Origin of the sequence: Actinomadura geliboluensis (genome assembly GCF_043197915.1) — a bacterium.
In the GTDB taxonomy this organism is placed as follows: domain Bacteria; phylum Actinomycetota; class Actinomycetes; order Streptosporangiales; family Streptosporangiaceae; genus Spirillospora; species Spirillospora geliboluensis.
On sequence record NZ_JBICUA010000022.1, the window covers coordinates 1 to 12,993 of the forward strand.

At 65.5% G+C, this 12,993-nt stretch carries 14 protein-coding genes and 2 tRNA genes; 11 read left to right on the forward strand and 5 right to left on the reverse strand.

Features of this window, described 5'->3' with window-relative positions; all coding sequences use genetic code 11:
• Positions 1-237 precede the first annotated feature (237 nt).
• Together ACGFI1_RS43050 and ACGFI1_RS43055 are read left to right on the forward strand one after the other, a co-directional pair.
• A complete protein-coding gene (locus tag ACGFI1_RS43050; RefSeq protein WP_392793431.1) occupies positions 238-429 on the forward strand; it encodes a DUF397 domain-containing protein in 192 nt (63 codons plus the stop codon).
• 552 nt (positions 430-981) lie between these two features.
• Positions 982-1,233: a hypothetical protein gene (locus ACGFI1_RS43055; RefSeq protein ID WP_392793432.1), complete on the forward strand. Its 252-nt coding sequence runs from the start codon at positions 982-984 to the stop codon at positions 1,231-1,233.
• Positions 1,234-1,562: 329 nt separating this feature from the next.
• Here the strand turns inward: ACGFI1_RS43055 and ACGFI1_RS43060 are convergent, their stop codons facing one another.
• On the reverse strand, positions 1,563-1,766 hold the full coding sequence (locus tag ACGFI1_RS43060; protein WP_392793433.1) for a hypothetical protein: 204 nt from the start codon (positions 1,764-1,766) through the stop codon (positions 1,563-1,565).
• A gap of 140 nt (positions 1,767-1,906) precedes the next feature.
• Complete coding sequence (locus ACGFI1_RS43065) at positions 1,907-2,986, reverse strand: alpha/beta fold hydrolase (RefSeq protein WP_392793435.1); 1,080 nt, start codon at positions 2,984-2,986, stop codon at positions 1,907-1,909.
• Between the two features lie 110 nt (positions 2,987-3,096).
• On the opposite strand from ACGFI1_RS43065, the gene ACGFI1_RS43070 reads away from it, so the two are divergent.
• Positions 3,097-3,843, forward strand: coding sequence for a TetR/AcrR family transcriptional regulator (locus ACGFI1_RS43070; RefSeq protein WP_392793437.1), 747 nt, complete (start codon positions 3,097-3,099; stop codon positions 3,841-3,843).
• A 102-nt stretch (positions 3,844-3,945) separates the two neighbouring features.
• Here ACGFI1_RS43070 and ACGFI1_RS43075 read toward each other — a convergent pair whose 3' ends face one another.
• Positions 3,946-4,110: a hypothetical protein gene (locus ACGFI1_RS43075; RefSeq protein WP_392733871.1), complete on the reverse strand. Its 165-nt coding sequence runs from the start codon at positions 4,108-4,110 to the stop codon at positions 3,946-3,948.
• Between the two features lie 508 nt (positions 4,111-4,618).
• On the opposite strand from ACGFI1_RS43075, the gene ACGFI1_RS43080 reads away from it, so the two are divergent.
• The 8 genes from ACGFI1_RS43080 (at position 4,619) to ACGFI1_RS43115 (ending at position 12,504) form a co-directional block, all read left to right on the forward strand.
• Positions 4,619-6,076, forward strand: a complete 1,458-nt coding sequence (locus ACGFI1_RS43080) for a tyrosine-type recombinase/integrase (protein ID WP_392793439.1) — start codon at positions 4,619-4,621, stop codon at positions 6,074-6,076.
• 215 nt (positions 6,077-6,291) lie between these two features.
• Positions 6,292-6,462, forward strand: coding sequence for a hypothetical protein (locus tag ACGFI1_RS43085; protein ID WP_392793441.1), 171 nt, complete (start codon positions 6,292-6,294; stop codon positions 6,460-6,462).
• 3 nt (positions 6,463-6,465) lie between these two features.
• Positions 6,466-7,224, forward strand: a complete 759-nt coding sequence (locus ACGFI1_RS43090; RefSeq protein WP_392793443.1) for a hypothetical protein — start codon at positions 6,466-6,468, stop codon at positions 7,222-7,224.
• Positions 7,225-7,387: 163 nt separating this feature from the next.
• Positions 7,388-8,602: a Shedu anti-phage system protein SduA domain-containing protein gene (locus ACGFI1_RS43095; RefSeq protein WP_392793445.1), complete on the forward strand. Its 1,215-nt coding sequence runs from the start codon at positions 7,388-7,390 to the stop codon at positions 8,600-8,602.
• Positions 8,603-9,596: 994 nt separating this feature from the next.
• Positions 9,597-10,016 carry a plasmid mobilization protein gene (locus ACGFI1_RS43100; RefSeq protein ID WP_392793446.1) on the forward strand — a complete coding sequence of 140 codons (420 nt, stop codon included), beginning with the start codon at positions 9,597-9,599 and terminating at the stop codon, positions 10,014-10,016.
• Positions 10,013-11,560, forward strand: coding sequence for a relaxase/mobilization nuclease domain-containing protein (locus tag ACGFI1_RS43105; protein WP_392793448.1), 1,548 nt, complete (start codon positions 10,013-10,015; stop codon positions 11,558-11,560). The genes ACGFI1_RS43100 and ACGFI1_RS43105 overlap by 4 nt, the downstream gene beginning before the upstream one ends.
• A 195-nt stretch (positions 11,561-11,755) precedes the next feature.
• Positions 11,756-12,301, forward strand: coding sequence for a hypothetical protein (locus ACGFI1_RS43110; RefSeq protein ID WP_392793450.1), 546 nt, complete (start codon positions 11,756-11,758; stop codon positions 12,299-12,301).
• Positions 12,302-12,306: 5 nt separating this feature from the next.
• On the forward strand, positions 12,307-12,504 hold the full coding sequence (locus ACGFI1_RS43115; RefSeq protein ID WP_392793483.1) for a helix-turn-helix domain-containing protein: 198 nt from the start codon (positions 12,307-12,309) through the stop codon (positions 12,502-12,504).
• A gap of 243 nt (positions 12,505-12,747) precedes the next feature.
• On the opposite strand, the gene ACGFI1_RS43120 is transcribed toward ACGFI1_RS43115, so the two are convergent.
• Positions 12,748-12,818: transfer RNA gene (locus ACGFI1_RS43120), tRNA-Gly, on the reverse strand.
• A 101-nt stretch (positions 12,819-12,919) separates the two neighbouring features.
• Positions 12,920-12,993, reverse strand: a tRNA-Pro gene (locus ACGFI1_RS43125).

Sequence of the window (12,993 nt, forward strand, 5' to 3'; positions counted from 1 at the left end):
CGTCCTACCAGGGCTTCTTCACGTTTCAGGACCCGCCACGCCGCCAGCGATCGTGCTGTGATCACCAACCAACAAGCGCTGGTGGAAAAGGCTCACCGAAGCGGCGACGCGTGGCTGCTTCCTCATGGACCCGTTCGATGTGCAGGAAGTGGCAGTAAGGTACGACTTGATGAGCGACATAGCCGCCCCAGTCGGCCCAAGTCGGGCCTTGCTGGAGGCTGAACTGGAGAAGTTCACATGACCCAGTGGCGCAAGTCGAGCCGCAGCGGTACAGGCGGTCAGTCCAACTGCGTGGAGGTTGCGAATCTCTCTGGTGACGTCGGCGTGCGTGACAGCAAGGACCCGAGCGGCCCCCGCATCACACTCCCGGTCGAGCGCTTCCGCTGCCTGGCCGCCGACATCAAGCGCGGAGCACACGACCTCCCCTGACACCCCATCATGCGCATCACGACGAGAGCCCCTGAGCCGAGCGGTACGGCCGGGGCTCTCAAAGTGCGCGTTCGAAAATGATCTCGTTATAGGTATGTGAGGGGTCTTGGCGGACGGAGGGTCGTCCGCCGCGGATCAGGCAGAGGGCCATGAGGCCGAAGGCGGCCCAGCGGATCATGGCTGCACTGGTGGCGGTATGGCGTTTCGTAGCCGCGGGCCGGCCACCGGTGTGCGGCCAGCCAGACCAGAGTCGATGCTCAAGGAGCCGATGATCCCGGCACTGGCACCGACGCCACGGCCTCGTTCTGGCAGACCTTCGTGCGCAGCACGCCCAGCATCCGCAGCGTGACCCGCCGCTGCTTCCAACGCGCAAGGCAACCACGGGACGTGGAGCGAGCGGTGAACGCACGACGGGTCTGCGAGACGCCCCCCCACAGGACCAGCAGACCACGCCCTGAATGGAGCACCCTTCCAGGCCAGCCCGCAACATCCGCTCACCCGCCGGGGAAACCCGGTTGGTCCTAGCTGTGTCGGTGGCCGAGCATGGTGGGTGTGACCGTTCCCGAGCTTGCCCCTGAGGATGTGGGCTTCCTACTGCGTGACCTGTGCGTCCGCCTGGGGTTCTGTCTGTCCCCAGCAGATCAGGCGGCGCTTTGTGCATCGCCACCCTTGGACGTGGATTCGTTCACAGAGGCGGTCTTTCGAGCCGAGGGGCTGGACGCATCACTTCACGACGACCTGTGGCATCAGGTCCGCGAGACGGTGGCACGGGCTTTCGAGGCGGGCGGCGGCGCGACCCCGTGACTTCGGTTCGCCGGCGGACGGGCGGACGCGTCACGATGCGCGGCCCAGCGCGTCCGTCCGCTGACGGCACCCCCGCCGCACACGCTCCGGGCGGCCAGACGCGGGGCCGACGCCAGCGGCCCACGCGCCGTCTCTTGACCTGGACGCGGGCATCGTGTCGGTTCCTGATCTTGAAACCAGCGTCAACGCAGCTCAGCGGCCATGTCCCACTATCCGCAAGCGACCGTGGCACCCCGCTCCCGACCGCCTCACGGGATATTTTTTTAAGTGGCTCTCGGCGCTGCTTGCGACGGTCGAGATAGTAATTGATGCAAAGCCAACAAAAGCCCCTATGGCTGCGATTGAAGCCTTAACTGTGAAGTGTCGCTGAGCAGGGCGGCCAGCGCGGCCGCTGGGCCCGCGTGTGCGTGCGCATGGTCGACCAGGTGGGCGTCGGAGGCGGCGGGGGTGGTGTCCAGTTCGGCGTCGGTGGGCTCGTCCTTCGGCGGGACGGGGTCGTCCGAGGTGGTCGTCGCCCTAACGTGCCTGCTCATGACTGTGGATTTCCTCAACCGAGCAGTGGCCCGCTATCGCCGGTTGTGGCCTGAGGTGTCGGTGGCCGAACCCGGGCAGCGGCTCCGATGTCCGGTCGCCGGTCCGACGGGTTTGTGATGGCAAGGGTTGGGGCGCTTCATCAGGTGTTCGGTTGGCTGGTGAGCAGGGGCCGGACTTTGGTGAGCATCAGGTCGAGGAACTGGTCGGGGTGGCGGAAGGAGGCGAAGTGGCTCGCGTCCTGGATGAGGGCGAAGTCCTTGGCCGGGGCGGTGACGTCGTTGAAGAACCGCCGGACCGGCTCGGGCGGGGTGATGACGTCGCGCTCGCCCTGGAAGATAAAGAACGGGATGGTGAACGTGGTTCCTTCGGCCCATTCATCGATGGTCGCGGATTCGGGCGCGACGCGCTGGGAGAAGCTCATGGCCTTCGTGTAGGCAGGCAGTTCTCGCAGGGAGTGCAGGGGGGAGGACAGCAGGGAGCCGATCACGACGGTCTTGATGGTGTCGAAGGTGAGCGGGTCGGAGCCGACGGTGTGCTTGTTGTACTGTGACCAGTCCTCGATGCTCCAGGTGGATTTGTCCGGGCCCATCGTGGTGACGGCGGCCAGTTCTTTACGCTTGCCGGCCGTGCCGAGCCGGTCCAGCAGCGCGCGGTAGGCGGTGTGGTCGCGGCCGCCGGCGTTGACGTTCTGGTCGGTGCCGACGTAGGCGCAGTACAGCTCCGGGTGGTTGCGGGCCAGGCGCAGCCCGACGAAGGAGCCGAAGGAGCAGGCGAGCAGCACGACTTTGTCCACGCCGAGGCGGGCGCGGATGTGGTGGGTGACCTCCAGGGCGTCGCGCTCGAGTCGCTGCAGGCTCAGGTCGCCCTGATCGTCGGGGCCGCTGTGGCCGAAGGTCTTGCCGGCGCCGCGCATGTCCCACCGCACGATGGTGAAGTGCCGTTCCCAGGCGCGGGTGCGCGAGGTGAAGATCAGGTTGGTGGCGCCGGGGCCGCCGTGGAGTTCCAGGATCACCGGGTTGTGGTGATCTTCGCCCCGGATGGAGATCCACTGGTCGATGCCACCGATGCGGACGAAGCCGGATTCCTCGATGCCGTGCGGGCTGGTGATGCGCAGTCGTTTGGCATGGGCGGTGCGCCTGAGCTGACGGTAGCCGAGCAGGCCTGCGGCGGGGACGGCGATGACCACGGTGACGGTTGCGGCGATGGCGATGCCGAGCATCTGTTACTCCTCTAAACTGTTTATGGTAGCAACCAGCGAGTTTACGCTATATACAGTTGCGGGAGGGTGTCAACCGCCCCTCCCGAACGACCTCACCGAGGGGAGCGACCATGGCCAAGGCGGCCAAGCGGCGGGAGAACAAAGACAAGAAGGTGCGCGACCTGCCGACGGGCATCGCGCTGCTGTGGGGCGAGCAGGACCAACCAGCCCGTGGCCCCAAGCCCAGCCTCACCCCCCGGCGTATCGCCGAGGCCGCCGTGACCCTCGCCGACGCCGAAGGGCTGGAGACCGTCTCCATGAACAAGGTCGCCGCCCAATTCGGCGTCTCGGCCATGGCCCTGTACCGCTACGTGCCGGGCAAGGCCGAACTCGTCGAATTGATGGTCGAGGCCGTTCTCGCCGAGCCTCCCGACCTGTCGGCCGCCGGCTCCGGCTGGCGACCTCGGCTTTCCGCGTGGGCCCATTGCCAGTGGGAGGTCTACCAGGCCCACCCCTGGCTATTGGCCGCCACCGCCATGCGCCGACAGATCATGGGCCCCCACCAGCTCGCCTGGATGGACACCGCACTCGCCGCCCTGGAACCGACCGGCCTGACCACTGGCCAACGCCACCAGGTCTTCCTCCTGATCGCCGGGCAGGTACGCAACCTCGCCCAGCAACTGGCCGACTTCGACGAGGACCACAACCGCGAATGGGGCCGCCTGACCGGCGAACTACTCAACCGCCACCGCGATCGCTTCCCCGCCTTGACCAAGGCGATCGCCGACGGCGTATTCACCTCCACGGAGCTCGATCCACTCGACTTCGGCCTTGATCGCATCCTCGACGGCGTCCAAGCGCTCATCGACCGCGCTTAGCTGCGCCACTGTCGTGAACGCTTTCCGGTCTTCTTCGCGTTGCCAGCCTTCGGTGTTCACCTCTTGCTCGTCCGATGCGGAGGCCGGGTGGGTGTAGGTCCGTCAGGCCAGGGCGGAAAACCAGGTCAGAGTCTGAGCGAGATGCTGGACCGCGCCGGCGGGGATGTCGCGGGGGAGTACGGCGCAGGTGGAGGCGACGTGGCTCGATCTGTTGTCCCAGAGGGCGATGAGTGCGTGGCGATCCTCGTCGAAGGCGTACGCGGTCACAGTTCCCCTTGTGTCCTTTGATGGCCTCTTGCGCGATGCCAGGGCGTGGGGCGGAGGGTGACGAGGTTCGTCTTTCTCGTCGCCGCCCGTGCCCGCTGCTCGGCGACGAGCCGGAGGGCCCCGAACGTGGACGATTTGTCCGTGATGTCCAGTCCGCTGAGGGCGAGGCGGTGTCCAATCGGCGGGCCGAGGGAGTGCTATGCGGTGCCGGTCCGGATGACGGGATCCACCATGATCACGCACAGGTGCAGTGATAGAACCAGTGATAGAAAATCTTGGAGTCACTCCAAGATCGCCGTGATGTGGCCCCTGACCTGGGAAAATGGTGGAGCGGGCGACGGGAATCGAACCCGCGTAGCCAGTTTGGAAGCGGCGCCGATCACCCTTTCGATGATCATGGAAAACCCATTAAACTGCAGGTCAGAGGCAGTTTCGTGTGCCATCCTGTACTCGTCGGTATCGCTCGGATTTCCATGATCCAGTGACAAATGATCTTGGTCGGGGGGCCATGGGTTTCACACGCAAGCGCAAGGGTCCAGAGGGAACCCGATACCAGGCGCTCTACGACGACGCACGGGGCGTCCGCCAGACGGCCGGCACCTTCGGCACCCGCAAGGAGGCAGACCGCGCCTGGCAACGAGCCGAGTCGCGCATCGCCGAAGGCAAGGCCGGCGACCCCCGTCGCGCCCGCCAGACCTTCCGCACCTATGTAGAGGAACGCTGGTTCCCGAACCACCGCATCGAGGCTTCAACCCGCCAGGACTACGCCTACGCCCTCGCCGCCCACGTCATGCCGTACTTCGGCGACATGAAGCTGCAGGACATCACCTCAGAGACCGTCCGCGAGTGGATCACGCACCTCAAGAAGCAGGGCGCCTCGGCCTACAGCATCAAGTACTGCAAGACCGCGATCCTCAACGCCATCTTCACGACCGCGGTCAACGACGGCGTCCTCGTCTACCACCCCAGCCGCGGCGTGAAGACCGATCCCGTCCCCGAGAAGCCGCGCCAGATCATCACCGCAGAACAGTTCGCCCGCATCTACGAGGCCCTCCCAGACGCGACTGCCAAGCTCCTGGTCGAGACCGACATAGAAAGCGGCCTCCGCTGGGGCGAACTGACCGAACTCCGTGTCAAGGACCTCGACTTCGCTACCGGCATCCTCACCGTCAGTCGCTCGGTCGTCGAACTCGTCCCCAGGTTTCACCCCGAAGGCCGCCGCTTCCTGGTCAAGGACTACCCCAAGGGCAAGCGCTGGCGCCGCTTCAAACTCAGCCCCCAGATCGTCGTCAAGCTCAAGGCCCATGCAGAAGCCAACAACCTCTCCCCCGATGACCTCTTCTTCAGTCGCCGCCGAGATGAGCCGCCCAAACTCGAACTCCTAGACCCCGACACCCTCACCTTCGAAGCCCCGAACGGCCGGACCTACACCCACGGAACGATCACGGCGTACAGCCTCGGCAAGTGCAAATGTCACCACTGCCGAGCCGCCTACGCCGCCTACCGCGCCAAGTGCCGTGCCCAGGGCAAGGACAACCCCCGCAACCCCCGCGTCATCGACGACGCCCCCCACATCTCCGCCAACTGGTTCCGAACCCACTGCTGGCACCCGGCCCGAGACGCCGCCGACCTCGGATGGTCACCCCGCATCCACGACCTCCGCCACGCCCACGCCTCCTGGCTCCTAGCCGGCGGCGCCGACCTCCAGGTCGTCAAAGAACGCCTCGGCCACCGCAAGATCTCCACGACGGAGCGCTACCTCCACACCCTCCCCACAGCCGACGAAACCGCCCTAGAAGCCCTAGCCAAGATCCGCGCCACCCAGCAGGGGAGCCAGGACACAGCCTCAGACCTCGAAGCTCAGCTCACCGAAGCCCAAGCGAAGATCAGCCAACTACAGGCCGTCCTCGCTGACCAGATAGTCGCCCAGCACACTGAGACGTGGCCGAACCTGCGCTCTGTGTAACCCCGCGCTGCCCGGGGCCGCGGTTCCTCCACCTGCCGATCCCACATCCACGTGGTACCGAAGTACCATGGGGTACCAAGGTACTGGGAGGTGATCGTGTGGCTGCCGCAAAGCCCACGGCGGGACGGGCCGCCGCGCCGCTCAAGGTTGACCTGGACACAGATGAGTTGATCACTGACGGTGCCCACTTCCTCGGGATGACCAAGAAGGATCTGGTGGGTGAGGCTGTCCGGGCCTACCTGGCGTCCCGCCGCGAGGAGATGCGTCAGGCCATGCTCGACAAGCTCCGCAAGCTTGACGGGTCGGCCGCCTCCAGCGTCTCCCTCCTGACCGACATCCCAGCCGAGGACATCGAACGACTCGGCGGGATCAGCGAGGACACCTGATCGATGGAACCGACTCGACCGACGCTGCGGGCGCTCCTGGAGGACCTCGGCCTCCCGCTGCCTCCGCTTGATCAGACTTTAGAAGAGATAGACCATCCCCTGCTGGCAAAGGCCCGCGCCCAGTTCGCGGCAGACGAGGTCGGCCACGAACGGATCCGCGCGATAGACGACAAGGTCGTCTTCAAGGTCAAGGTCCAGCGCTGGCGCGGCGCCGTCTGGCCCGATACGAACATGCCCTGGCTGATCGCCGCCGGCATACGTGAGGACGGCTCCGGCGACGACTTCTACCAGGCCCTCACGCGTGACGCCCAGGCGGCTCGTGCGCGCTACAACGCTGAGAACGCCAAACCGCTTGGCGGCAGAACCTATATCGGTCATCTGCTGCCGACCGACGACGACCACAAGCGCCATCATCTGGAAGCAGGCACCCGCCTGGTCCGCCGACTGATCAGGGTGATCCGCGAGTTGGCGCGCGGGTCTCTGCACGACGGTCACGAGCATGCTGCCGATCTGCCCGGCTTCCGGTTGGGCATCGTCGTCCGTGCTGACGACGGAAACGAGACCTATGTCGCCGTGAAGATCACCGGCTCTGTCCCCGGCGATCTGGTCGCTGTGATCCTGCGGCACGTTCCCGGCTGCGACCCGGAACTCTGGGACACCGCAGTCAGGCTCCCAGAGCGAAGTCTTTTTGGTCCCGAACAGGCCTGGTTCAACGTCATGGAACCAAAGGCTGCCGCCCAACTCCTAGAAGAGGACGTCTGACCCAGCCGGACGCTCCACGGATGAACCTTCACCGGGTAAGTCGCTCTTGATGGTCCCTGCGGCCCAGCCGGACGATGGCGTGGGAAATGAATCAACCGCAACCGCCACATGCACGATGTCGCGAAGTGCGGCCCCATGGTGAAGTTGGCTGCATACTTTGGGGATGGACATTCGCGCCGATTGGGCGTTAGAGCGTCAGCTCAGGCAGGTTGACGAACACGCAGTTGAGCCACGTGTGAAGGAATGGATCCATCGTGCGATCACCCACATGGCTGGAGGAACCGGTGGGCACCGCCGCGGCGGTGCGGAGCTGGTGGCGCTGCTGGCTGAAGCGCGGCAGAGGGCGGCGGACTATGACGAGTGGCACGTGGTGCGGCTCGTGCAGGACTCGATCGACTACGCTGAAGGGCGAATACTCAGGCCTGTCTTGGAGGAACAGTACCGGCTGTTCCAGGACGGTTTGCGGAGTGAGACGAATCGTAAGTTCGTTGCGGGAATTTCTGCAGCGAGCTTGAAATTCTTCGCCGAAGTCGGCCAAGAGTTTTTGGCGGAGCGTCCAGGTGCCGCGCTGCCTGAGTTGCTGGAGCATGTCGAGTCCCTTGCTCAAGACGCTGCGTTCATTGAGGCTCCGGAGGGCCGTCCGGGGCGTTACCGGATTCCGCGAGGGCGAGCCGAGCATGCGCTCTGGATAGAGAGGGTGCTTCGGAATCGCATAGACGTGGAGGACGCCCGGGAGGAGGCACGCCGGCTCGTGATGACCCCCCAGGCCCTCGCTCTGTTGGCTGCTGATGATACTGGGGAGACTCTGCTGCGGGCAGCCGAACTTCAGCGTCGGGCGGCTGGCCTTACCGCTCTGCGGACGGTGGTTGAGGATCCTCAAGCAACCGAACACCAAATCCAGCAAGCGCTCAACGGACAATACTGGATCTTCGGTGGGCGCTACGTTGACGACGAAAAGACATACCGAAGACTAGTGCCGGGCGATGAGTACGACATTCCATTGGTTCGCGCCGACGGAGCGCTCCAGATTGTGGAACTTAAACTGGCTATGGGCTTGCGGAATCCATTGGTGAAAAAACATCGCGGCTCTTGGGTCGCGGCGTCGGCGGTCAACGACGCCGTGAGTCAGGCTATCGCTTACCTCGTCGGGCTCGATGAACATCGGTTTAGGATCCGCAATGAAATCGGTATCGAGACACGGCGTGCGAGCGCGACTGTCTTGATCGGCCATCCTGCAGCGCAGCCGAGCGTGCCCGAGGTCGCGATCCACGAAGCCTTCCGTACGCTCAACACGCACCTTGGCCGCGTCGAAGTCCTCACCTACAAAGAGCTGATCGACAACGCAGAACGCTCAATTGGCGCCGCCGGTGAAAGCTGACCGAAGAGGGATCTTCAGAGGGGGTGTGATTAAATCGGGGACCTCACGCCCTCAGGCCACCAGCCCCCTGGCGGACAGGAGGGAGGACCCGCTCGAAACCGGCTGTTCACACCGCCTCGTCGCTCGCGTAGGCGCACTCTCCGGGACCGGGTGTGGTTGCTACAACGGAGTCGGATGACCTCTGACGGGTGTCGGCGTGCGGGATGTCGCACCGCTGGTCAGGAGACGTGTGGGGCAGCGCTGGACGGTTCTGATCTCGCTTGTAATCAGATGGTTGAGCTAGTTCGAAGCAGGGAGTTGCGGCCGCCTCGTGGACCCCGCGAGCCGAGGCATTCGGGTGTTCAAGCGCCACGTTCACCCGAGATCACCGGCGGCCATCATCTGGAGCAGCGCATCATCCGATCCCGAGCCGGCTGCGCTGGCGAGGTAGTGGTGGACGATCGGTGTCGTGTGCTCTTCGGCGATAGCCGCGACGGGGAGGAACCTGGCGGTGCAGCCGACCGCGAGGTTGAGGAAGCGACCGGGTGGCGGCGGGGCCGATGCGTCCTCTCGCCGTTGCCCACCCGACCCCAGAAATGTCTGACTCGCAGTACCACGTCTTCTGGGCGGAGGGCGCCACTCACTTCGGACCGCCTACCGAGGGTTGGGAGGCCGAGCGGATCGAATGGATGCCCCTGGATGACAGCCGCGGCTTGGTCGAAGCCAAATCCGACACCGAAGACGTTCTCGGCGATTCGTGTTCTTGTCGCGCAGAGCGGGTAGTGAGGATTTCGTCAGCAAGGTGAACGCTGCAGTAGTACCCGGCAGCGAGCGACAGGATCGGCTCGTCAATTGACATGAACTGAGTTTCTTAACCTGACGCATAATCAACTCAGTGCGGGATGCAAGATAGCTGGTAGAGCACTACCTGTTGTGGATAACTTCCGCTCGGAAGATCACACTGGCCAGGTAGGGGACCGAGCGCGGTCCCTCAGAAAGCCAGGAGCGGAGGTACATGACGACATCCAAACGAGGCAGCGACGGCTCGGAGCCGCTGCAGCGTCGAGCGAAGCTCGGCGGAGGGCGGCGGCGAGAGCGGGAGTTGAGAATCCGGGTCGGCGACCAAGAGTACGAAGAGATCCACGAAGCGGCGACGCGTGCCGGACTCGCCTGCAGCGCCTTCGTTGTGAAGATGGTTCGGACTGCGATTCGAGAGCAGCGGCCTGTGGACGGGGCGCTCGTCGCATTGCATGCCGAACTGTGCAATGCCAGCCGTCAGATCAACGCGGTCGGTGTCAATCTCAACCAGCTCGTGCGCCATGCCAACGCCCACGGCCAGGTCCCGGAATCGGTGACGTGGCTGGCGGCGTACTGCTTCCAGGTGGTGCGGCGGACCGAGGCCGTCATCGTCGAACTTGGTCGACGTCTACCGTGATTGCGAAGGTCACTCGCGGCGCCGATGTCGGGAATCTGCTGCGCTATCTGTACGGGCCGGGCAAGCGGAACGAGCATGCCGATCCGCACATCGTTGCCGGATACCGGCACCCGGCCGTCCTGGAGCCCACACGGCGCGCGGACGGGAAGCGTGATCTCCGGCCGCTGGCCGAGGCGCTGCGCTCTCCGCTGGAGACGATGCGGCGGAGCTGGCCCGCTGAGTCGGTCTGGCAGTGCTCGCTCCGGACCGCCCGGACCGATCGTCCCCTGACCGATGAGGAGTGGGCCGACGTCGCCGAGGAGCTGATGCACCAGACCGGCATCGCACCACGCGGCGATCCCGAGGCGTGCCGGTGGATCGCCGTGCGCCACGCGGACGATCACATCCATGTCGTGGCCACACTCGCGCGAGAGGACGGCCGCAGACCCAACATCACCCGCGACTACCTCAAGGCCCGCACAGCGTGCCAGGTCGTCGAGCAACGGTATGGGCTGTGCCGGACCGCGCCCGCGGATCGGACGGCGGCGCCGCGTCCTTCGCGGGCTGAGCTGGAGCGGGCCCAGCGCGCCGGGTTGGAGGAGCCGCCTCGTGTTGCGTTGCGGCGGCACGTGGCCGCCGTCGCCGCATCGTCCGGCAGCGAGGAGGCGTTCTTCGCCGGCCTGCGCGAGCGCGGGCTGGCGGTACGGCTGAGATTCAGCGTCCGGACGCCCGGTGAGGTCACTGGCTACGCCGTCGCGATGCCCGAGTACACCAACTCGGAGGGTGAACCGATCTTCTTCTCCGGTGGCAAGCTTGCCACCGACCTCACCTTGCCCAAGCTGCGCCATAAGTGGACGGACAGCGAGGTCCGCCGACCGGTGGCCCGGTCGCAAAGGTGGACGACGGGCTCGTCCACCGACCACGAGGTGCGCGTTGCCGCCTACCAGGAGGCCGCCCGAGTAGCCGGGACAGCGGCTTGGCAGATGCGAGTTTTTCATGATCCAGGTGTCCGTGCTGACCTCGCAGCCGCGGCCGCTGACGTCCTGCACGTCACGGCGGACATCACCGGCAACCGCGAACTGGCCAAGGCCGCCGACGCCTACGACCGCGCGGCCCGAGAACCATTCGGCCGTCCACCACCAGTCACGCCGTACGGAAGCGCCCTGCGCGCGGCAGCACGGGCGCTTGCGATCACCAACGTCTGCTGGGGAGATCGACGCGAGCAGAAGCGGGATCTCACGGTTGATCTGCTGTTCCTCATCGCGAACATTGCAGACCTCATCGAATCGGTAGCGGAGCATCGTCTTGCTCAGCAGCGCCTTGCCCAAGCCGATGCCGCACGCCGGGCCGCCGGGCGGCTGCACGTCGTCCGACGGACGGAGCCCCGGCAAGCTACCTCCGTGCCGCCGCAAGTCGCGGAGACCCTTGAAGAGGGGCGGGTGATGGCACGTCTCGTGGCCGAGTCCTTCCCTGTGCCGTTGGTCGACGGGTTGAGGTCCACGGGCACCCGCGCAGCTCGTCCGTCTGAGAGGCCCTCGCATCGAAAGGGTGCACCCAGGCGCTGACCAGGGGTAGGGGCGACTTGCCGATGCGTTCGCAATGGTGGAGTCGTGATCACGGTACGTGCACAATGACGGAGCGTAAACAACGTCATGGAGTGGCAGAGCGTTTGCCTGCCGCTCCCCATCAGGAAGGAAGGGTCATGTCCACGATCAACTCTGGCCCTCCCACAGAGGGTCTGCACCTTCAGGAGTGCACTCATGACCTTCGACCACACCCAGCCCAGTCGTGACGTCCAGACCGATGACGAGACAGAACAGTCCGCCTACGAGTTGGAGGGCGCCGTCCGCGCGCTGAAGCGGGCGGTCGGTCAACCGCAAGGCCTTGCCGGGCCGGCGACCGTCTACGCGGTGCTGGACGCCGTCCACGCAGCCGCCTCCGGCTTCGACCAACTTCTCCTCCAACTCGAACGCTTCCTCATGCGTCAGCACATGGACGGACGACTCGTTCGTGACCACGGTGCGAGCCTCGACGAAGCACTCGATGCCTTCAGTCGCGCCATCCTCCACGCCCGCCACCAGGGCGCGGGATGCAGCGAGGCGGTCGACCAGGCCCGGAGCGCGATCAACCACGTTCACAGCAGCGGTCTGTCGCCCGGAGGCGGCGCGACACCGTCCCCCAACCCCGTCACCGAACCGGCACCTGCGGCCACGCTCCGACGAGCCGAGCCACGAGCGAGACATCCCGAGAACGGGCGGCTGCGCACGAGATGGTTCGGCAACCCGCGGAGAGGGGCTGGAGCGTGAAGCAGATGAGCCAGGACGAGTTGCTCGCCCTCCCCACCACGATCAGCGTGGAAACTGCCGCTCGTGCCATCGGGCTCGGACGAACACGCGCCTACCAGCTCGCCCGACAAGGCCAGTTCCCCTGCAAGGTGATCCGCATCGGCACGAGCTACCGCATCGTGACGGTCGACCTCCGCCGACTCCTCGGCATCGAGCCGAGCTAGCGAGCCGTCCAACGAACGAAGGTCCGGTTCCCTCTCCGGGAGCCGGACCTTCCGCGTTGAGGGCGCAAGATCCGTCACCGTGCTGATCTCCGCCAGAGACGGTCAGACCATGATCACGAAGGTTCGCAGTTGAACCAGGATGCCGCTCAGACGTGCCAGATCCCAGTGACAAATGGGTGACAAATGATCTTGGAAGGTGCTCTCAAGATCGCCCCACAGGGCTCTGACCTGGGGAAATAGGAGAGCGGGCGACGGGAATCGAACCCGCGTAGCCAGTTTGGAAGACTGGGGCTCTACCATTGAGCTACGCCCGCGGGCGGATGGAGAGCCTCGGGGGTCTCGATCGCCAACCCGTAGCGTACAGGGTTTCGGGGACGGGTGGAGACGGTGGTCGGCCGCCGGACGGTCTCCCCGGTCGGGCTGGCGGGATTCGAACCCACGACCCCTGGCACCCAAAGCCAGTGCGCTACCAAACTGCGCTACAGCCCG